The organism is Albidovulum sediminicola, assembly GCF_025751575.1.
GTDB classification, from domain to species: Bacteria; Pseudomonadota; Alphaproteobacteria; order Rhodobacterales; family Rhodobacteraceae; genus Albidovulum; species Albidovulum sediminicola.
Map to the genome: position 1 here is coordinate 1 of NZ_JAOWLA010000031.1, position 18,462 is coordinate 18,462.

Genomic DNA, 18,462 nt, shown 5'->3' on the forward strand with positions numbered 1-18,462 from the left:
CCGATCCCTTCCCGAACTCGGAAGTTAAGTGCCGCCGCGCCAATGGTACTGCGTCTCAAGACGTGGGAGAGTAGGTCACCGCCAAACCTAGAAAGAAACACAAAACTCTCAAACGATGAACGTATACCCGCACAAATCCTAGCAAGCCGGCGGCCTATTTGGCTCGTGTCCAATCGGTCAATCCGGCTGGCGGGTGCGGCAACCTAACGGACCTTCGTCACGTCGCGCCGGATCAAAGCCGATTCAGAAGCGTCGGCGTCGGCCAGGCATCGGCCGGTAGGCCAAGGCGGGTCTGTTCTTTCTGAACGGCCTCACGGGTTTTTTCGCCAAGGATCCCGTCGATCTTGCCCATATCATGCCCGCGCGCGGCGAGCTTCCGCTGAAGGGCCTTCATCTCCTTGTCGCCTAGCCCCGGTTCGGGGTTGCCCGGGTCGAAGACCGGCGCTCCGTCGAGGCGGGTGGCGAAATAGGCGGCGGTTGTGACGTAGACGAAGCTCTGGTTCCATTCCAGGTAGACGCGGAAATTCGGGTAGGCGATGAAGGCCGGCCCCTTGCGGCCCATCGGCAGCAGGATGGAGCCCTTGAGGTGCTGCGCTAGCTCGCCGGACCTGGCCTTGACACCACGCCGTGCCCAGTCGGCGGCGGGGAGCTCGTGGTCGAGTCCCGTCAGTCCCCAGTCGAGATCGCCCGGCACCGTCACCTCCTGCAGCCAGGGTTCGCCCGGTCGCCACCCGAAGTCCGTCAGCATGCGCGCCCCGCTGATCAGCGCGTCGGCCGCCGAGGACTTGAGGCGGACATGCCCGTCGCCGTCCCCGTCGACGCCATTGTGCAGGATATCCGCGGGCAGCATCTGCACCTGCCCGATTTCGCCCGCCCAGGCTCCGGTCGTGCCTGCCGGGTCGAAGTCGCCACGTTCGAAGAGCGTGAGCGCGGCCAGAACCTGCGGCCGGAAAAGCTGGGGCCTGCGGCAGTCATGAGCCAGCGTCACAAGGGCATTGGCGGTGTTGAAGTCGCCCTGGACGGCGCCGTAATCGGTCTCCAGCGCCCAGAAGGCGAGCAGGACGCCGCGCGATATCCCGTAGTCCCGCTCGATGCGGGCAAAGATATCGGCATGTTTCTTCGCGTTGTTGCGGCCGTGATCGAGCCGGTTCTTGCTGATCACGGACTGGGAAAACTCGATGAAGGTTTTCTTGAAGACGCCCTGGGCGCGATCGGCCTTCAACACCTTGGGGTCCTGACGGATCGGGGCGAAGAATGCCTCCACCGTCGCGGAATCATGGCCCTTTGCGCGGGCTTCGGACTTGAGGCCCTGGATGAAATCCGCGAAGGATCCGCCGCACTGGGCAAGCGCCGGGAGCGGAGCAAGCGCAAGGGCAGCCGCAAGGACAAAGGTGAGACGCATCGGATCCTCCGTTTGGGTCGGCAAAGATTAGCGCGTGGGAGGGTGAAGGCAATGACACGGCTCCAGACTGCGACAATGTTAACGATGACTTAACCATTCTTGCCGAAGTATTTCTGGCAGGTAGACGCCCGACCCTTTGGGGCCGGTGCCGTAGGGGGTGTTCATGCGTGTGCTGATTGTCGAAAGCAACGCCAGTCTTCGCTGGCTCTGGAAGCGACATTTGCAGCGGCGCGGGTTCGCGGTCGAACTGGCCGGCAGCCAGGAGGAGGCCGCAGGCGCGATCTCGGACCGGGAGCATGACGTGATCGTGCTGGATGCGGTGCTTGAGGATGGCAGCGCGCTCGCCGTCGCGGATTATGCGAGCTACCGCCGGCCCGACGCGCGGGTGATCTTCGTGACGTCGTCGAGCTTCTTTTCCGATGGCTCGATCTTTGCGCTTGCCGCCAATGCCTGCGCCGTCCTGCCCTGCGGGACCTCGCCGGACGATCTCGCCTCGGTCGTGGAGCACTACGGGGCCCGGGGCTGAAAGCCGGGTCGATGTTTCCCGGCCGTCACCAAAGCGCGGGCGCAGGGTGCCATTCGCGCAAATATTGACCGTCACGCAACCTTAACTTGATTTCCGGATGGTTCGGGGCAAGGCTGGACCCGTGGGGGAGGTGTGTGATGACGGATTTTTTGCCGAAGGAAGTGCTTGCGGGCCTGGAGGAAGCGCGCAAGCGGAGCATCAGGGAGCGGTCGCGCCTGCGGGTGAGGGTTGGCACCGAGATCTATCCGATCATCCGATTCTGGGACGACGGATTCGCGCTTGATGCGGATCAGGTTGCCCATCTGCGCGGGCTGGTCGATATCTACGACGGGACCCGGCATCTCTGGCAGTCGCTGATCGTTGCGTCGGAGGTCGAGGCGGGGGAGTTGATCTGCGTGATGAAGCGATCTACCGCCGCGCTGGACCGTGCGCCACTGGACTACGCGCGGGACGAGAACGCGCCCGTGGGCTACCTTCCCCGTCTGTGACTTTCATGCCTTGGGATCGCGTAAGCCGCCCGGGGGTTCCACCCCCGGACCCCCGGGGTATTTCAACAATGAAGAGGAGCAGACCCCTGTGTCGTCACTGGAGGTCGCCGAAGGCCTGGTGCATCCGTGACAGTGCCTCCTCGATCCGGGCGCGCTGCGTGCCGATGTTGAACCGGAGGAAGCTTTCGCCGCCGAGCCCGAAGACGCTGCCGGGGCTGGCCGCGATGCGCGCATCCTTCGCGACGCGGGACTTGAACTCTGCCTCCGCCATGCCGGTGCCCGCGAAATCGACCCAGGCAAGGTAGGTGCCCTGCATCGGCTGCGCCTTGAGGCCCGGAATGGCATTGATGCCTTCCACGAAAAGGCGGTGGTTGGCGTCGAGATAGGCGCAGAGCGCATCGACCCAGGCCGCGCCCTCGGGTGAGTAGAGCGCCGGGGTCATCCGCATCGACATCGAGTTGGGCGAGATCGCCAGTTGCGCCAGCCGCTTCTGGTAGGCCGCGCGCAGGCCGGGGTCGGAGATGATCACGTTGCCGCAATGCATGCCCGCGACGTTGAAGGTCTTGGACGTGGCCGACATGACCACGAGGCGGTCGAGGATGTCCGGTGCCGCGACGGGCATCGGCACATGCTTGTGGCCCGGATAGACGAGGTCATGGTGAATCTCGTCCGAGATGAGCAGCAGATCATGCCGGCGGGCGAAATCGGCCACGGCGCGCAGTTCCTCGCGGGTCCAGACGCGGCCGCCGGGATTGTGTGGAGAACAGAGGATGAGCATGCGCTCCTCCCCGGTCATCATTGCGTCCCAGGTCTCGAAATCCATGGCATAGACGCCGTCGCGCAGGGCCAGCGGGCATTCGACAAGCTTGCGGTCGTTCGCGCGGATGACGCGCGCGAAGGCGTGGTAGACCGGCGTCATCAGCACCACGCCGTCGCCCGGACGGGTGTAGGTTTCCAGCGCCATCGAGACGGCGTTGACGATGCCATGCGTGGTCAGGATCGAGGCCGGGTCGACCTCCCAGCCGTGGCGGGTCCGCATCCACCAGCTGATGGCGCCGTCGTAGTCGCGCGTGTCGCCGAAATAGGTGAAGAACCCGCGTTCGGCGGTCTCGATGACGGTGCGCAGCATCCCCTCGGGCGGGCGGAAGTCCATGTCGGCGACCCACATGGCCAACCCGTCCTCGGCCGGGACGCCCATGGTCTTCTCCATGGTGTCCCATTTGCTGGAATGGGTGCCGCGATAGTCGATGATGTCGTCGAATGACATGGGGCTCTCCGCTCGTGCGCTGCGCACCCTAGCGCAGGCACCGCCGGGCGCAAGTGGGAAGGGGCAGGACGACACCGGGGCATTGCGCCAAGCGGCGTCCTGCCCTAAATCACCCGCATGAGCATACGCCCCATCCTGATCCATCCCGATCCGCGGCTGAAGAAGCTGTGCGACCCCGTGCCCGAAATCACGGACGATCTGCGCCGGCTGGCCGAAGACATGCTGGAGACCATGTATGACGCGCCCGGCGTCGGTCTCGCGGGGCCGCAGGTCGGGCAGATGGCCCGCATTTTCGTCATGGACTGCGTGAAGGAGGAGGGCGCCGCACCCCGTCCGATGGTGCTGATCAACCCTGAGATCACCTGGCGGTCGGAGGCGCTGAACGTGCATGAGGAGGGCTGCCTCTCGATCCCCGAGCAATACGCCGAGGTGACGCGGCCCGCCGAGGTCCGGGTGCGCTGGATGGATCTTGCCGGCAAGACCCAGGAAGAGCAGTTTGAAGGTCTTTGGGCGACCTGCGCGCAGCATGAGATCGATCACCTCGACGGCAAGCTCTTCATCGACTACCTGACACCGCTCAAGCGCCAGCTGATCACGCGGAAGATGGAGAAGCTGAAGCGCGAGCGGGCGCGCGCGTGACGGTTCGCCCCTTCGTTCCCTGGCCCGACAAGCGGCTGCGCACTCCGGCCGAGCCAGTGGCGGCGGTGACCGAGACGGTACGGATGATCTGGGACGACATGGTGGAAACCATGGATGCGATGCCGGGCTACGGTCTGGCCGCGCCGCAGATCGGGATCATGCTGAGCCTGGCGGTGGTCGATTGTTCTGACAAGCGCGGGCAGGCCGTCAAGATGGCCAATCCGGAGGTCCTTCATGCCTCGGTCCAGATGCGCCGCCATGAGGAGGCAAGTCCAAACCTGCCCGGCGTCTTCGCCGCGATCGAGCGGCCGCGGGCTGTGACGGTGCGCTTCCTTAACGAGGCGGGCGAGGTCGAGGAGCGTGACTTCGTCGGGCTATGGGCGACGAGCGTCCAGCACCAGATCGACCACCTGAACGGGAAGATGTATTTCGACCACCTGTCGCCGGTCCGCCGGAAGATGCTGGTGGCCAAGGCGGAGAAGCTGCGCAAGCGCGGCTGAGGGCGCGCGCCGGGGGATTTTGCATCCCCCGGACCCCCTGCAGGGTATTTGCGCAATGAAGAAGCAACCGGGGAAGAAAGGGCGTGCCATGCGTGTCGTCTTCATGGGAACGCCGGAGTTTTCGGTGCCTGCGCTTGACGCGGTTCATGCGGCGCATGAGGTCATCTGCGTCTATTGCCAGCCGCCCCGACCCGCCGGGCGCGGCAAGAAGGACCGGCCCTCGCCGGTTCAGGCGCGGGCGGAGGCGCTGGCGTTGCCGGTGCGTCACCCGGTTTCACTGAAGGGGGCCGAGGCGCAGGCGGAGTTTGCCGCGCTCGGCGCGGATGTGGCGGTGGTGGTGGCCTATGGGCTGATCCTGCCGCAGGCGGTTCTGGATGCCCCTGCGAAGGGGTGTCTGAACATCCATGCCTCGCTTCTGCCGCGTTGGCGGGGGGCGGCGCCCATCCATCGCGCGATCATGGCCGGCGACGCCGAAACCGGGGTCGCGATCATGCGCATGGAGGCGGGGCTCGATACCGGGCCGGTGCTTCTGGAGGCGCGGACCAAGATCGGGGCGGAGGAGACGACGGCCGATCTGCACGACCGGCTCTCCGCGATGGGGGCGCGGCTGATCGTCGAGGCGTTGGCGGGGCTTGATCGGCTGGTCGCCGTGCCGCAGGATGCGGTTGGCGTGACCTATGCGGCGAAGATCGACAAGGCCGAGGCGCGGGTGAACTGGGCGGTGAGCGCGGCGGAGGTGGACCGGCAGATCCGCGGGCTTTCACCCTTTCCCGGCGCCTGGACCGAGATCGCGGGGGAGCGGGTCAAGCTCCTGCGCTCCCGCCTGGCAGAGGGGCAGGGCGCGCCGGGCGCGATTCTGGGCGGGTTCACGGTGGCCTGCGGCACCGGGGCCGTCGAAATCACCGAGGCGCAGCGCGAAGGCAAGCGGCCCATGGGAACGGAGGAATTTCTGCGGGGCCTCAGCCTGCCGGGGCGGCTGTCCTGACGGGGGCTGCCGTGCCATAATCGGTGCGAACGGAGGACACGATGCAGATCATTGCCTTGATCATCATTGGTGCCGCGGCGGGCTTCCTGGCCACGCGGCTGATGAAGGTGGAAACCGATGTCGTGACCACGATCGCGATCGGCATCTTCGGCGCCCTGATCGGCGGCCTTGTCCTGCGGGTCCTGATCGCGGTGACGGGGTTTGCCGCAGGCTTCGTGGGGGCGGTGCTGGGGGCGATCCTGCTGATCTGGCTCTGGCAGACCTATGGCCGGAAGCGGCGCTGAGGCCGATTTCGCCCGGGGTTCAGAAGCGGGTTGCCCGAAGGGCCTCCGACCCGCCAAGGGGCGCGCTTCCAAGGATCTCAGCGGCGATCATCGCTGCGGTGATTGGGGCGAGCGTCAGCCCGATATGGCCGTGCCCGAAAGCGAAGAGCACATCTTTGCCCCCGCGCGAGGGGCCGACGACGGGCAGGCTGTCGGGGATCGAGGGGCGGAATCCCATCCAGTCGCGGCTTGGTTCCGGCAGATCGGGGAGGACGGATCGGGCGCCGTCTGCCAGACGTGCGAGACGATGGGCTGAGGGCGGCGCGGTGAGCCCTCCAAGCTCCACCGTACCTGCGGCGCGCAGGCGTCCTTCCATCGGGCAGAGGTAGAAGCCGCGGTCGGTGGGGCAAACGGGCCGCGTCAGGGGCGCCTGCGTCATATCCCACTCAAGGTGGTAGCCGCGTTCGGTATCAAGGGGGATGCGGTCCCCGGCCTGAAGGGCGAGGTTACGAGAATGGGCGCCCGCGGCAATGACCGCGTGCCGGGCGTTTATGGCGAGGTCAGGCCCGCTCAGGTGGACACCGCCGGAGGTTCGGCACAGCCCGGTGACGCGCGCGGCCAGGTGGCGGGCGCCACGGGTCCAGGCCGCCTGGGCGAGGCGCGAAACCATGGCGCCCGGATCCGTCATGAAAAGTGCGCCCGGAAAGAACGCGGCGCCGCCGCCCGTGACGGGTAGCCCCGGCTCAAGCGCCGCAAGCTCCGTCGCCGTCAGACGCTCCATCGCGACACCACAGGCCCGTCGGAAGCGGAAGTCGGCCTCCGCCGCAGCCAGGGCGCGGTCGGTACGATACCAGTAAAGGCAGCCCCGCGCCTGCAGGATGCCCTCCCCGCCGATCTCTGATGCAAGATCCCGCCACCGCGGCGCGGCGTCGTGAAGAATCCCGGCCAGGGCCAGCGCGTTTCGCCGCGCGGCCGCGGGGAGCGACTGCCAGGCAAAGCGCAGGAGCCACGGCGCGAGGGTAGGCAGCGCCGCCTTCCGGATCGCGAGCGGTGAGTTCCGGTCGAAAAGCAGCGCGGGCAGGTTCTTCAGGACCTCCGGCGTGCCAACCGGCTGGACGGCGTAGTCGGCGACGGTGCCTGCGTTTCCGTAGGAGGCGCCGGACCCCGGGGGCGCAGGGTCGATCACGACCACCTCGCGCCCGGCAGAGGCCAGCCGATGGGCGATCGCGAGACCCACCACGCCCGCGCCAACGATGGCGATCTCGACTGTCTCGGCCATGAACCCTCCGGAAGACAGAGGGGCCCTGCCCCTCTTTGGCCTGCGGCCAAATTCACCCCGGAGTACTTGCGCCAGAATGAAAGGCCATGATCTTCATTCTGGCACAAACACTCCCGGGGGGTGCGGGGGCAGGCAGCCCCCCGTGACGCGACGCTGCGGGATTACATGCAGGCGTCGTAAAGCGCGCGGGTGTTCTCTCGCGTCATTTCCACCGGATTGCCGCCGCAGGACGGGTCCTCCAGCGCCATTTCGGTCAACTCGTCGAGGCGCGCGGCCTCGACCCCCAGCGCGGTCAGGTTCGCCGGGATCGCCAGTTCCGCGCGCAGGTCCATGACGCGGGCGCGGAAGCCGTCGAAGCCGCCGGAGATGCCGAGGTATGCGGCGGCCTTGCCGATCCGATCCTCGATGGCGTGACGGTTGAAATCCAGGATCATGGGCATCACCACCGCGTTCGTTGTGCCGTGGTGGGTGTTGTAGACCGCGCCGACGGGGTGGCTGAGCGAGTGGATCGCGCCCAGCCCCTTCTGGAAGGCGACCGCACCCATGGCGGCGGCCGACATCATATGCGCCCGCGCCTCAAGGTCGTTCGGGTTGGCGTAGACCTTGGGCAGGTTCTCGAACACCAGCCGCATGCCCTCCAGCGCGATGCCCTGGCTCATGGGGTGGTAGAAGGGGGAGGAGTATGCCTCCAGGCAATGGGCAAGCGCGTCCATGCCGGTCCCGGCGGTGATGAATTTCGGCATGCCGACCGTCAGTTCCGGGTCGCAGATCGTGACCGCGGGCAGGAGCTTCGGGTGGAAGATGATCTTCTTCTTGTGGGTGGCGGAATTCGTCAGCACCCCGGCGCGGCCGACCTCGGACCCGGTTCCAGCGGTTGTGGGCACCGCGATGATGGGGGCGATGGTGGCGGCATTGGCGCGGGTCCACCAGTCGCCGATGTCCTCAAGGTCCCAGACGCTGACGGTCTGATCGACCATGAGCGCGATCATCTTGCCGAGGTCGAGCGCCGAGCCGCCGCCGAAGCAGACGACGCCGTCATGCCCGCCTGCACGGTAGACCTTGAGGCCTGCCTCCATGTTCATCTCATTCGGGTTCGGGTCGACCTCGGAGAAAACCGCGCGGCCGAGGCCCGCGGCGTCAAGGACGTCGAGCGCCTGCGCAGTGATCGGCAGGCTGGCCAGCGCCTTGTCGGTTACCAGAAGCGGGCGCTTGATGCCCACGGCCTTGCAGTGGTCGGCAAGCTCCCTGATGCGGCCGGGGCCGAATTTGACGGCGGTCGGGTAGGACCAGTTCGCGGTGGGGACGGTCATGCTTTCACCTTGCGGAAGTGATAGGAACGGGGACGGGTGACGGATTGATAGCCGAGCTTCGACAGGCCGACGCCACGGCCGGTGTCCTTGCAGCCGGTCCAGCAGATCGCCGGGTCGAGGTAGTCGGCGCGGTTCAGGAAGACGGTGCCGGTCTCGATCCGGCGCGCAAGGGACCAGGCGCGGTCCTGGTCCTGGGTCCAGAGGCTGGCGGTCAGGCCATAGGGGCTGTCGTTCATCAGCCGCAGCGCCTCTTCGTCGTCCTTGACCGGCATGATGCCGACGACGGGGCCGAAGCTTTCCTCGGTCATCACGCGCATGGAGTGGTCAACGTTGATCAGGATCTGCGGCATCAGGTAGGCGCCGCCATCGTCGGCGGGGAAGTTCTGCCGCTCGATCAGGGGCGTGGCGCCTGCGGCGATCGCCTCTTCGGTCTGGGTGCGGACGTTCCGGGCGAAGCGGACATTGGCCATCGGCCCCAGCGTCGTTTCGGCGTCGAAGGGGTTGCCGAGGCGCAGGCCATTCACCCAGGCGACGGCCTTGTCGACGAAATCGTTGAAAAGCCGGTGGTTGACATAGATCCGCTCGATCCCGCAGCAGCACTGGCCGGCGTTGTACATCGCGCCGTCCATGAGGGTGTCGACCGCCCAGTCGAGGTCGGCGTCCTCCATTACATAGCCCGGGTCCTTGCCGCCCAGCTCCAGCCCCAGCGCGGTGAAGGTGCCCGCCGCGGCGCGCTCGATGGCCTGACCGCCGCCGACGGAGCCGGTGAAGTTCACGAAGCCGAAGGACCGGTCGGCGATCAGCTTTTCGGTGCCGGCATGGTCCAGTACCACGTTCTGGAAGACCTCGGCGGGGATGCCCGCCTTGTGCAGCGCGTCCGCGATGCGCTCGCCGACCAGCAGCGTCTGGCTCGCATGTTTCAGGATCACCGCGTTCCCGGCGATCAGCGCGGGGACGATGGTGTTCATCGCGGTCATGTAGGGGTAGTTCCAGGGCGCGATGACAAAGACGACGCCGTGGGGGGCGAACTCGATCCGGCGGGCGAAGCGGTCGGTCTCCTCGACCGTGATCGGGGCCAGCGCCTCTGCCGCGATGCCGGCCATGAAATTGCTGCGCTCGTTCAGGCCCCCGAACTCTCCGCCGAAGCGGGTCGGGCGGCCCATCTGCCAGGCCAGTTCCTCGACGATGCGGTCCTTGTCGGCGTTGAGGTTGGCCACCCCCGCCTGCACAAGGGCGATGCGTTCCTCCAGCGGGCGCGCGGCCCATGCGGGCTGCGCGGCCTTGGCCCGCGCCACTGAGGCCGCCGCATCCTCGGGCGAGAGCGCCGGCCGCTCGGCATAGACCCGCCCGTCGACGGGCGAGATACATTGGATCATCCTGGTCATTTGGTCCTCGCTTGGCGCCTTGGCGCCGATCTTGCCCTTACAGCCGCTCAAAACCGCGCTTCAGTTCCCAATCGGTCACGACGCGGTTCTGTTCGGAAATTTCCCAATGCGCGGCGTGGACATAGTGATCCACGACCTCGTCCCCGAAGGCCGCGCGCAGCATTTTCGATTTCGCCATCAGCTCCGCCGCCTCGCCCAGCGTCTTCGGGATCTCGCGCACGCGGCGGGCCGCGTAGATGTCGCCCGAGATGGCGGGTTCCAGCTCCAGCTTCTGTTCGATCCCGGCAAGGCCTGCGGCCAGAAGGCCCGCGCAGGCCATGTAGGGGTTGAGGTCGGCGCCCCCAATCCGGCATTCGACCCGGATGCCCTTCGTCCCTTCGCCGCAGACGCGGAAGCCCGCGGTGCGGTTGTCGAGGCTCCAGACCGCCTTGGTGGGGGCGAACATGCCGACGACGAAGCGCTTGTAGCTGTTGATATAGGGCGCAAGCAGGCCGGTGATTTCGCGCGCATGGGCCAGTTGCCCGGCGACGTAGTGGCGCATCAGGTCCGACATGCCATGAGGCGCCGCGGGGTCTAGGAAGGCAGGCTTGCCGTCCTTCCAGAGCGACTGGTGGACATGGCTCGACGATCCGGCGCGCTCATGGCTGTATTTCGCCATGAAGGTCGCGGCATGGCCGTGCTGGTGGCAGATCTCCTTCACGCCGTTCTTGATGATCGTGTGGTTGTCGCAGGTATCGAGCGCGTCGGAATACTTGGCGTTAACCTCTTCCTGGCCGACCTCCGCCTCGCCCTTGGAACATTCGATCGGCACGCCCGCGTCCCAAAGCCCGTTGCGGATGGCGCGCATGACGCCTTCTTCCTTCGTGGTGCCGAAGATCGCGTAATCGACGTTGTGGCGGCCCAGCGTCTGAATATCGCGGTATCCGCTGTCGTTGATCGCGTCGTAGCTGCCCGCGAACAGGAAGAACTCCAACTCGGTCGCCATCATGGCGTCGAAGCCCATGGCCTTGGCGCGGGCGATCTGGCGCTTGAGGATCGCGCGGGGCGAGACCGCGACCTCTTCATGCGTGTGGTGGTCCAGAAGGTCGGACATGACCATCGCGGTGCCGGGAAGCCAGGGCACCCGGCGCAGGGTGGATAGGTCGGGTTTGACGATATAGTCGCCATAGCCCTTCGACCAACTGGCGGACTTGTAACCGGGGACCGTGAACATCTCCACGTCGAGCGCGAGCAGGTAGTTGCAGCAATGCGTTTCCTCATGCCCGCCATCGACGAAATGCTTGGCCACGAAACGCTTGCCCATCAGACGGCCCTGCATGTCCACGATGCAGACCAGGACGGTGTCGATCTCACCTTCGGCGACGGCTTTCCTGAGCGCGTCAAAGGTCAGGTTTGCGGGCATTCGGGCTCTCCTCATTCGAAGCTACGGGCTGATTCGCCCGGGTTTCGCGCGCAGCCTAGTATTTGATCAAATTTCAGGGAAGGGGCGACCGACGATCCGCCGCCCCTTCCCGATGGCTTAGCTGTAGCGGTAGGGCTTGCCCGCCTTCACCATCGTGTCGTTGTAGCGCTTGAAGATATCGACGACCTTCGCCTTCAACTCGCTTTCGGCCGCGATCTCGTCCCAGAACTTGTGGGCTTCGTCCTCGACCGTCTGCCATTCGCTGTCGGGAATGGTGGTGGATTGCAGCTTGGTCTCATTCACGCGCAGGTTCGCCTCGCCGTTCCAGTACCAGTGCTGGCGGTAGTAGTGCGAACTGTCGAAGCAGACCTTCATCAGCTTCTGCAGATGCGGCGGCACCTCGTTCCAGCGGTCCATGTTGGCGAAGAAATGGCCGATCCAGGCGCCCGAGATGTTGTTGGTCAGGAAGTATTCCGTCACGTTTGCCCAGCCCGAGGTGTAGTCCTCGGTGATGCCGGACCAGGCAATGCCGTCCAACTCGCCCGTCTGAAGCGCCACCTCGGCGTCCTCCCACGGCAGCGTGACTGGAATGACGCCGAAGCGCGACAGGAACCGGCCAGCGGTCGGGAAGGTGAAGATGCGTAGCCCGTTGAGGTCGGCAAGCGAAGTGATGGGCTTGTGCGTGGCGAAGTTGCAGGGGTCCCAGGACCCCGCCGAGATGTGCTTGACGCCGACCTTGGCGTATTCTTCCTTCCAGATCTCGTCGAGGCCCCAGTGGTTGAAGAGCGCCGGCACGTCGAGCGAATAGCGCAGGCCCAGCGGGAAGTAGCCGCCGAACACCGTCACCTCGGTCGGCGAGGCCATGGAGTCGTCGTCCGACTGCACCGCGTCGATCGTGCCCTTCTGCATGGCGCGGAACAGCTCGCCCGTCGGCACCAGCTGGTCGGCGTAGAACAGCTCGATCTCCATCTGGCCGTCGGCGATCTCGTTGAAATCCTTGATGCACTGATCGACCACCTCGACCGCCAGCGCGGGACCGGCATAGGTCTGCATCCGCCACTTGATCGGCGCGGATTGGGCATTGACCGCAGGCGCGGCGAGGGCAGAGGCGCCCACCGCGGCGCCAGAGGTCAGGAACTTCCGTCTTGTCGTCGTCATTTCTCTCTCCTTGCTGTTTGCTGGGCGCCCCTCTTCCGTGGGCCTGGGGTTAACGGGCGTAGACGTGGTTCGGCAGCCAGAGCGCGATCTGTGGGAAGATGGTCACGATCAGCAGCGCCAGGATCATGACGCCGACGAAGGGGATGATGGATCGGTAGATGTCGTGGATGGTCACTTCCTTGGGGGCCATCGCGCGCATCAGGAACAGGTTGTAGCCGAAGGGCGGGGTCATGTAGGCGATCTGGCAGGTGATGGTGTAAAGGACGCCGTACCAGATCAGGTCGAAGCCAAGCGCCTTGACCAGCGGCACGTAAAGTGGCGCGACGATCACCAGCATCGCGGTGTCATCCAGGAAAGTGCCCATGATCAGGTAGCTCAGCTGCATCATCAGCAGGATTTCCCAGGGCGACAGACCCAGGCGATCGACGAAGAATCCCTCGATCGACCTGACGGCGCCGAGCCCGTCGAACACGGCCCCGAACGCGAGTGCGGCCAGGATGATCCACATGAACATGCAGGAGATCGCCAGCGTTTCGCGGGTCGCGGTCTCGAACACTTGGCGGGTGAAGCGGCCCTTGATGACGGCCGCGAACACGGAGGCCAGGGCGCCCACGACCGAGCTTTCGACGAGGCTAGTGTAGCCCGTGACGAAGGGCAGCATCATCGAGACGAAGATGATCAGGGGCAGCGCCCCGGCGCGCAGCAGCCGCAGCTTCTCGCCCCGCGTGATCTGGGCACGTTCCTCCGCCGACAGGACCGGGCCGAGGCTGGGCGTGATCTTGCAGCGCAGCCAGATGTAGAGAATGAAGAGCGTCGCCATCAAGAGCCCCGGGAAGACCCCCGCCAGCCAGAGCTGTCCGACCGGCTGGCGCGCGATCATCGCGTAAAGCACCAGCACGACCGAGGGCGGCACGAGGATGCCAAGACTCGATCCCGCCTGGATGACCCCGGTCACCATCAGTTTGTCGTAATTGCGCCTGAGAAGCTCAGGCAGCGCGATGGTGGCGCCGATGGCCATGCCCGCGACCGACAGCCCGTTCATGGCCGAGATCACGACCATGAGGAGGATGGTGCCGATGGCCAGCCCCCCCGGCACCGGCCCCATCCAGACATGGAACATCCGGTAAAGGTCGTCGGCCAGGCGGCTTTCCGACAGCACATAGCCCATGAATATGAACATCGGCAGCGTCAGCAGCGGATACCATTTCATCAGCTTCATCGCGGCCGCAAAGCCCAGGTCGGACCCGCCGACCCCCCAGAGGGACACCGAGGCCAGAACCGCCACGAAACCGATCGCCCCGAAGACGCGCTGACCCGTCATCATCATCAGCATCATCGTCGAGAACATCATGATCGCGATCATGTCATAGGACATGTCAGAGCTCCTCTCCGCGCAGCTTGGCCACGTCCTTGAAAAAGAAGGAAATGGCCTGGAGCAGCATCAGGAAGATGCCCACGCACATGACGATCTTGATCGGCGCGATATAGGGGCGCCAGGCGGTCGGGCTGCGTTCGGCGTATTCCAGCGAATAGGCCGTGCTTTCGACCGCGCCGTAAAGCAGCACGCCGAGGTAGAAGAGCAGCGCGAAGACCGAAAAAGCATCGACCCAGGCGCGGGTGCGGTCCGACCAGCGGTGGTAGAGCAGGTCCATCCGCACGTTGCTGTCCAGTTGCAGCGAATAGGGGCCGCCCAGCATGTAATAGGCGACCATGATGAACTGGGCCATCTCAAGGGTCCAGATCGCGTTCTGTTCGATGATCTTGCTGATCGAGGACCACAGAAGCACGCCCATCAGCACGAAGAGCAGATACATGGACATGCGTCCGACCCGGTAGTTCACCGCATCGACTGCCCGGACATAGGACCTGATCCAGTTTGGCATCTCAGCTTGCGGCCTTTTCCGTCTGGGTCTGCGTCATTGCCGAAAGCGCGGCGCTCAGCACCGGCGCGAGCTCAGTGGCAACCCCTGCCACCGCACTGTCGTCGGCCAGCAGATCGTTCCGGATCTCCAGCATGACATGCGCGAGGCCATAGGGCGTCGCCTGAAGCCTGAGCGTATGGGTCACGCCGTCCGCGGCCGAATAGGGCTCGTTCATTCGGCAAAGGAGGGCCGTCCGCGCCTGCGCCTCGGCCAGAACGGCCTTTGCGAAGGCGGGGTCGGCATCGTGGATGATACCAAGCTCGACCGCGCGCGGCTGGCCGAAGTAGACCGGCGTGAAGCTGTGGACTGTCACCATGACCGTCCGCCGGCCCTGGGCCAGGCGGCGCGCGATGGTATCGTGCAGGGCGCGGTGGAAAGGCAGGTAGATTGTTTCGGTCCGGCGCAGCCGTTCGTCCGGGCCGATCCCTTCGTTGCCCGGGATCTCGTAGACCTCGCTTTGCGCGGCCATCGCGCCGGGCGCGTGGGGCGGGCGGTTCAGGTCGTAGACCAGCCGCGAAACCCCCGCCGACACCAGTGTCGCATCCAGCGCCTCGGAAAGGCGTCGCGCCAGCGCAAGCGCCCCCGGGTCCCAGGCGATATGCGCGTGCCGCGCCGCCTCCGGCAGGCCCAGGGCGCCGAAAGCCTCAGGGAAATGATTGGAGGCATGTTCGCACACGATCAGGAACGCGCCTTGGCCGTCGGGGCGCTCGGTCGTCACGACTGGAAGTGGCCCGTCTGCCGCTGACATGGTCTGGCGTTCCCCCGATTCACCACTTCAAGGCTGTCCCGAGGGTCAAATTCTGTCAAGATATTTTCTCGAATGGATTTTCTGTTACAATCTTTTCTAAGGCCCCGTGCGGCGGCCGTCGAGGGAGGGATGTCGCGTCATGCCCGGCACTGCGAAAACCGTGGAACAGCAGATCCGCGCCCGCTTCGACACCTTGACGCGCAGCGAGCGGCAATTGGCCTCCTACATCACGCGGCACTACCCGGTCGCGGTTCTGGGGTCGATCACGGCGCTCGCGAAAGAGGCCGAGGTCTCTACCCCGACGGTGGTGCGGCTGGCCCAGAAGCTCGGCTACAAGGGCTATCCCGATTTCCAGACCACGGTCCGCGCCGAGGTCGAGGAGCGGCTGATCTCTCCCATCGCAAAGCATGACCGCTGGGCGGTGGGCGTCCCGGACACCCATATCCTGAATCGCTTCGCCGATGCGGTGGTGGGCAACCTTCAGGCGACCCTCGGCCAGATCGACCACGACGAATTCGACGCCATCGCCGGGCTGATGGCCGACCGCAACCGCAGCATCTACGCCATGGGCGGGCGTATCACCCATGCGATGGCGGATTACTTCGTGACGCATATGAAGGTGATCCGCCCGAACGTGACGCTGATCTCCGACATGTCGAACGCCTGGCCGCCGGCGCTGATCGACATGGCGCCAGGCGACGTGCTGCTGGCCTTCGACATCCGGCGCTATGAAAACAACGTGCTGACCCTTGTCGAGATGGCGGCGGACCAAGGGGCGGAGGTCGTGCTGATCACCGACCAATGGGTCTCCCCCGCCGCCGAGCGCGCGCGCTACAGGCTTTCGGCGCATATCGAGGCGCCCTCGGCCTGGGATTCCACGGTGGCGATCCAGGTGCTGGTCGAAACGCTGATGGCCGCCATCCAGAGCCTGACCTGGGACGAAACCCAGGCCCGCATGAAGCGGCTTGAGGAACTTTATGCCCGCGCCCGCTTCTTCCGCCGCGGCAAGTGACGCGGGCGGCGGGCGGAGGCCCGCTCAGTCCTCGTCGTCGGGGCCGGTGCGCACGATCTCGATCTTCACCTTGGTCACGAATGCGGCAAGCGCCCCGATGACGGCCAGAAGCGGCGCGGCCAGGACGACGGCGCCCCCGGCGATGGCGCCAATGGTCAGCGGCACCTCAAGCACCAGGTCGCCGTCGGGCTCGGTGATGCGGATGCGCTTGACCTGAGCGTCGGCGGCAAGTTCCTTGACCCGCGCGACCAGTTCCTCGCCCGCGACCTCGATCTCCTCGGTCCAGTTGCGTTTCTTTGGGCCTTCTGCGCCGGGTTTCGGTTCGGCGCGATCGGTATCCGGCATGGCTTTGCCCTCCGTTCATGACGGGCCGGAGCATGGACCGAGTCGCGGCGCCTGTCCTTGACCGTGATCAGATAGGCGGGGGATGGCCCTAGCGGGGAAAGCCCGCGACCACGGCGCCGGTCTTGCGGTTGGCGGGCCCGGCCAGGAAGGGACGGACATGTTCGGCAAACCAGGGCGCGGCGACGGTAGAGGAGAAGCTTGCCATGGTCTCGGCATCGGAAAAGCTGATGATCAGGATCGCCTCCTCCGGGCCGGACTGGACGATCTGCGCGCCGACAAGTCCCGGATGGTCCGGGCGCGCGCCGTCGCAAAAACCGTCGAACAGGCGCGCCAAGGTCGCCCAGTCGGCGTCGGGCTTGATCGAAAGCGTATTGATGACGATATGCATCGCGGCCCCTCCCTCTGGCTTTCCTGTCGCAAGGATGCGCCCGGGCAAGGGGGGGCGCAAGCAAAGATGCGACCCGCCGCCGGACGAGGGAGCGGAAGGCCGGCGCGATGGGATTTCGTGCGCCCACGCTTGCTTGCCAGCCGGGCAATCTGACGCTACTGCATGGGCAAGACAGGTGTGGGCGAGGCTTGCCACGGCGGGCACGAAGGGACGGGCGCGGATCGTTGGCGGCAGCATCGGCGAATAATATACTCGTGATCGCCTGCATGAAGGACGAAGGCCCCTTCGTCCTTGAGTGGGTCGCTTATCATCGAAGCATTGGCGTATCGGATTTCGTGATCGTTTCGAACGACTGCACCGACGGCACCGATCTGATCTTGGACCGGCTGGACGACATGGGGTGGATCCGCCACCTGCCCAATCCGACGATGCTGGGCCTTGGCGATGTGCCGATCCAGCACACCGCCATCGCCTACGCGCAGATGACGAAGGAGTTCCGCCGCGCGGACTGGGCGCTGGTCATCGACGCGGATGAGTTTCTGAACATCAACGTCGGCGACGGGACGCTCGCCGCGCTACTGGCCGAGGTCGGCGATATTGACGCCATCTCCTTCAACCAGGTCGTGTTCGGAAGTTCGGGTGTCGATGAGTTCATCGACATGCCGACCCTTCAGCAATTCACGCGCCGCTTCAGGTTCGAGCGCCCGATGAGCGAGCGTTTCCCGCGCATGTACGGGATCAAGACGCTGGCGCGCAACGACGCGGGCCTCTTCCGGCGCCACGCCAATCATCGCCCCATTCCCTTCGCGCGAAAGGTGTCCGAACTGCGCTGGCTCGACGGATCGGGCGCGCATATGCCGGAGGAATTTTGCGCGAAGGCCCCGAGGGGGTATCGGACCGAGGCGGGTACCCACGCGCTCGGCTACATCAACCACTACGCCGTGCGCTCGGTCGAAAGTTTCATGATTCAGTCTTTCCGCGGCGATGCGGTGAGCGCCGCGGTCCGCCGCGACCTGCGCTATTGGCGCCAGTACGACCGCAACGATGTCGTGGACGCGACGATCCTCGGCAATGCGGAGCGGGCCGCCCGGCTTCACGCCGCGCTGATGGAGGATGCGGAGCTGCGCGAGCTGCACCTGCGCGCGGTCGAACAGCACCGCCAGAAGCTCAAGACCGGACTGAAGAACGCCGAGGTCCGGGCGCTATACGATGAGATCCTTGCGTCTCGGGCCCTGACCTCTGGCTGACCCAAGCGCGGGTCCGGGGACAGGTCGGTTCACCTGACGCCGCGCGCGGCACCGGCGGTGGGCGAAACTACTGATCGAGCCACTTTGGGGTTCGTTTTTCGATGAAGGCAGCGATGCCTTCCTGGGCGTCTCGGGCGAGCATGTTTTCGACCATGACGGCGGAGGCGTGGTCATAGGCCTCGGCGAGCGGCATTTC

The 18,462-nt window shown here is 65.7% G+C and carries 20 protein-coding genes and 1 rRNA gene; 9 read left to right on the forward strand and 12 right to left on the reverse strand.

The annotated features are described in order from the left end of the window. A 5S ribosomal RNA gene (gene rrf / locus OE647_RS19190) occupies nt 1–87 on the forward strand; the annotation flags it as partial. A 145-nt stretch (nt 88–232) separates the two neighbouring features. Here rrf and OE647_RS19195 read toward each other — a convergent pair. Beyond that, nucleotides 233–1,402, reverse strand: a complete 1,170-nt coding sequence (locus tag OE647_RS19195; RefSeq protein ID WP_263723389.1) for a lytic murein transglycosylase — start codon at nt 1,400–1,402, stop codon at nt 233–235. A gap of 163 nt (nt 1,403–1,565) precedes the next feature. On the opposite strand from OE647_RS19195, the gene OE647_RS19200 reads away from it, so the two are divergent. Both OE647_RS19200 and OE647_RS19205 read left to right on the forward strand, forming a co-directional pair. Next, nucleotides 1,566–1,928: a response regulator transcription factor gene (locus tag OE647_RS19200; protein WP_263723390.1), complete on the forward strand. Its 363-nt coding sequence runs from the start codon at nt 1,566–1,568 to the stop codon at nt 1,926–1,928. Nucleotides 1,929–2,065: 137 nt separating this feature from the next. Beyond that, nucleotides 2,066–2,416 (forward strand): hypothetical protein, encoded by a 351-nt coding sequence (locus OE647_RS19205; protein ID WP_263723391.1) that lies wholly within the window; start codon nt 2,066–2,068, stop codon nt 2,414–2,416. 94 nt (nt 2,417–2,510) lie between these two features. Here the strand turns inward: OE647_RS19205 and OE647_RS19210 are convergent, their stop codons facing one another. Further along, on the reverse strand, nt 2,511–3,683 hold the full coding sequence (locus OE647_RS19210; protein WP_263723392.1) for a MalY/PatB family protein: 1,173 nt from the start codon (nt 3,681–3,683) through the stop codon (nt 2,511–2,513). A 117-nt stretch (nt 3,684–3,800) separates the two neighbouring features. Between OE647_RS19210 and def (OE647_RS19215) the strand changes: the two genes are divergently transcribed. From def (OE647_RS19215) to OE647_RS19230, 4 genes are all read left to right on the forward strand, one after another. Continuing rightward, complete coding sequence (gene def / locus OE647_RS19215; protein ID WP_263723393.1) at nt 3,801–4,322, forward strand: peptide deformylase; 522 nt, start codon at nt 3,801–3,803, stop codon at nt 4,320–4,322. Beyond that, nucleotides 4,319–4,822 (forward strand): peptide deformylase, encoded by a 504-nt coding sequence (gene def / locus OE647_RS19220; RefSeq protein WP_263723395.1) that lies wholly within the window; start codon nt 4,319–4,321, stop codon nt 4,820–4,822. Before def (OE647_RS19215) ends, def (OE647_RS19220) begins: the two co-directional genes overlap by 4 nt. Nucleotides 4,823–4,910: 88 nt before the next feature. Then, nucleotides 4,911–5,807 carry a methionyl-tRNA formyltransferase gene (fmt, locus tag OE647_RS19225; protein ID WP_263723396.1) on the forward strand — a complete coding sequence of 299 codons (897 nt, stop codon included), beginning with the start codon at nt 4,911–4,913 and terminating at the stop codon, nt 5,805–5,807. A 41-nt stretch (nt 5,808–5,848) separates the two neighbouring features. After that, nucleotides 5,849–6,091 (forward strand): GlsB/YeaQ/YmgE family stress response membrane protein, encoded by a 243-nt coding sequence (locus OE647_RS19230; protein WP_263723397.1) that lies wholly within the window; start codon nt 5,849–5,851, stop codon nt 6,089–6,091. Nucleotides 6,092–6,110: 19 nt separating this feature from the next. Here the strand turns inward: OE647_RS19230 and OE647_RS19235 are convergent, their stop codons facing one another. The 8 genes from OE647_RS19235 to OE647_RS19270 form a co-directional block, all read right to left on the reverse strand. Next, nucleotides 6,111–7,349, reverse strand: coding sequence for an NAD(P)/FAD-dependent oxidoreductase (locus tag OE647_RS19235; protein ID WP_263723398.1), 1,239 nt, complete (start codon nt 7,347–7,349; stop codon nt 6,111–6,113). Nucleotides 7,350–7,510: 161 nt separating this feature from the next. Beyond that, nucleotides 7,511–8,659, reverse strand: coding sequence for an iron-containing alcohol dehydrogenase (locus tag OE647_RS19240; RefSeq protein WP_263723399.1), 1,149 nt, complete (start codon nt 8,657–8,659; stop codon nt 7,511–7,513). Continuing rightward, nucleotides 8,656–10,044, reverse strand: coding sequence for an aldehyde dehydrogenase family protein (locus OE647_RS19245; protein WP_263723400.1), 1,389 nt, complete (start codon nt 10,042–10,044; stop codon nt 8,656–8,658). The genes OE647_RS19240 and OE647_RS19245 overlap by 4 nt, the downstream gene beginning before the upstream one ends. A 37-nt stretch (nt 10,045–10,081) precedes the next feature. Further along, complete coding sequence (locus OE647_RS19250) at nt 10,082–11,446, reverse strand: glutamine synthetase family protein (protein WP_263723401.1); 1,365 nt, start codon at nt 11,444–11,446, stop codon at nt 10,082–10,084. 117 nt (nt 11,447–11,563) lie between these two features. Next, a complete protein-coding gene (locus OE647_RS19255) occupies nt 11,564–12,604 on the reverse strand; it encodes a TRAP transporter substrate-binding protein (RefSeq protein ID WP_263723403.1) in 1,041 nt (346 codons plus the stop codon). 49 nt (nt 12,605–12,653) lie between these two features. After that, nucleotides 12,654–13,979, reverse strand: a complete 1,326-nt coding sequence (locus OE647_RS19260; RefSeq protein WP_263723404.1) for a TRAP transporter large permease — start codon at nt 13,977–13,979, stop codon at nt 12,654–12,656. 1 nt (nt 13,980) lies between these two features. Further along, nucleotides 13,981–14,487 carry a TRAP transporter small permease subunit gene (locus OE647_RS19265; RefSeq protein WP_263723405.1) on the reverse strand — a complete coding sequence of 169 codons (507 nt, stop codon included), beginning with the start codon at nt 14,485–14,487 and terminating at the stop codon, nt 13,981–13,983. A gap of 1 nt (nt 14,488) precedes the next feature. Then, nucleotides 14,489–15,274 carry an N-formylglutamate amidohydrolase gene (locus OE647_RS19270; protein ID WP_263723406.1) on the reverse strand — a complete coding sequence of 262 codons (786 nt, stop codon included), beginning with the start codon at nt 15,272–15,274 and terminating at the stop codon, nt 14,489–14,491. A 139-nt stretch (nt 15,275–15,413) separates the two neighbouring features. On the opposite strand from OE647_RS19270, the gene OE647_RS19275 reads away from it, so the two are divergent. Beyond that, nucleotides 15,414–16,286: a MurR/RpiR family transcriptional regulator gene (locus OE647_RS19275; protein WP_263723408.1), complete on the forward strand. Its 873-nt coding sequence runs from the start codon at nt 15,414–15,416 to the stop codon at nt 16,284–16,286. A 24-nt stretch (nt 16,287–16,310) separates the two neighbouring features. Here OE647_RS19275 and OE647_RS19280 read toward each other — a convergent pair whose 3' ends face one another. Next, nucleotides 16,311–16,631: a DUF4342 domain-containing protein gene (locus tag OE647_RS19280; protein WP_263723409.1), complete on the reverse strand. Its 321-nt coding sequence runs from the start codon at nt 16,629–16,631 to the stop codon at nt 16,311–16,313. 88 nt (nt 16,632–16,719) lie between these two features. Then, nucleotides 16,720–17,019, reverse strand: a complete 300-nt coding sequence (locus tag OE647_RS19285) for a hypothetical protein (RefSeq protein ID WP_263723410.1) — start codon at nt 17,017–17,019, stop codon at nt 16,720–16,722. A 266-nt stretch (nt 17,020–17,285) separates the two neighbouring features. Between OE647_RS19285 and OE647_RS19290 the strand changes: the two genes are divergently transcribed. Next, the gene (locus OE647_RS19290) at nt 17,286–18,266 is read left to right on the forward strand and encodes a glycosyltransferase family 2 protein (RefSeq protein ID WP_263723411.1); all 981 of its coding nucleotides are present in this window, start codon (nt 17,286–17,288) and stop codon (nt 18,264–18,266) included. Nucleotides 18,267–18,462 lie beyond the last annotated feature (196 nt).

Coding starts and splice junctions, on each gene's coding strand:
- OE647_RS19195 (WP_263723389.1), bottom strand. CDS start 1,402: ATGCGTCTCACCTTTGTCCTTGCGGCTGCCCTTGCGCTTGCTCCGCTC.
- OE647_RS19200 (WP_263723390.1), top strand. CDS start 1,566: ATGCGTGTGCTGATTGTCGAAAGCAACGCCAGTCTTCGCTGGCTCTGG.
- OE647_RS19205 (WP_263723391.1), top strand. CDS start 2,066: ATGACGGATTTTTTGCCGAAGGAAGTGCTTGCGGGCCTGGAGGAAGCG.
- OE647_RS19210 (WP_263723392.1), bottom strand. CDS start 3,683: ATGTCATTCGACGACATCATCGACTATCGCGGCACCCATTCCAGCAAA.
- def (WP_263723393.1), top strand. CDS start 3,801: ATGAGCATACGCCCCATCCTGATCCATCCCGATCCGCGGCTGAAGAAG.
- fmt (WP_263723396.1), top strand. CDS start 4,911: ATGCGTGTCGTCTTCATGGGAACGCCGGAGTTTTCGGTGCCTGCGCTT.
- OE647_RS19230 (WP_263723397.1), top strand. CDS start 5,849: ATGCAGATCATTGCCTTGATCATCATTGGTGCCGCGGCGGGCTTCCTG.
- OE647_RS19235 (WP_263723398.1), bottom strand. CDS start 7,349: ATGGCCGAGACAGTCGAGATCGCCATCGTTGGCGCGGGCGTGGTGGGT.
- OE647_RS19240 (WP_263723399.1), bottom strand. CDS start 8,659: ATGACCGTCCCCACCGCGAACTGGTCCTACCCGACCGCCGTCAAATTC.
- OE647_RS19245 (WP_263723400.1), bottom strand. CDS start 10,044: ATGACCAGGATGATCCAATGTATCTCGCCCGTCGACGGGCGGGTCTAT.
- OE647_RS19250 (WP_263723401.1), bottom strand. CDS start 11,446: ATGCCCGCAAACCTGACCTTTGACGCGCTCAGGAAAGCCGTCGCCGAA.
- OE647_RS19255 (WP_263723403.1), bottom strand. CDS start 12,604: ATGACGACGACAAGACGGAAGTTCCTGACCTCTGGCGCCGCGGTGGGC.
- OE647_RS19260 (WP_263723404.1), bottom strand. CDS start 13,979: ATGTCCTATGACATGATCGCGATCATGATGTTCTCGACGATGATGCTG.
- OE647_RS19265 (WP_263723405.1), bottom strand. CDS start 14,487: ATGCCAAACTGGATCAGGTCCTATGTCCGGGCAGTCGATGCGGTGAAC.
- OE647_RS19270 (WP_263723406.1), bottom strand. CDS start 15,274: ATGTCAGCGGCAGACGGGCCACTTCCAGTCGTGACGACCGAGCGCCCC.
- OE647_RS19275 (WP_263723408.1), top strand. CDS start 15,414: ATGCCCGGCACTGCGAAAACCGTGGAACAGCAGATCCGCGCCCGCTTC.
- OE647_RS19280 (WP_263723409.1), bottom strand. CDS start 16,631: ATGCCGGATACCGATCGCGCCGAACCGAAACCCGGCGCAGAAGGCCCA.
- OE647_RS19285 (WP_263723410.1), bottom strand. CDS start 17,019: ATGCATATCGTCATCAATACGCTTTCGATCAAGCCCGACGCCGACTGG.
- OE647_RS19290 (WP_263723411.1), top strand. CDS start 17,286: ATGAAGGACGAAGGCCCCTTCGTCCTTGAGTGGGTCGCTTATCATCGA.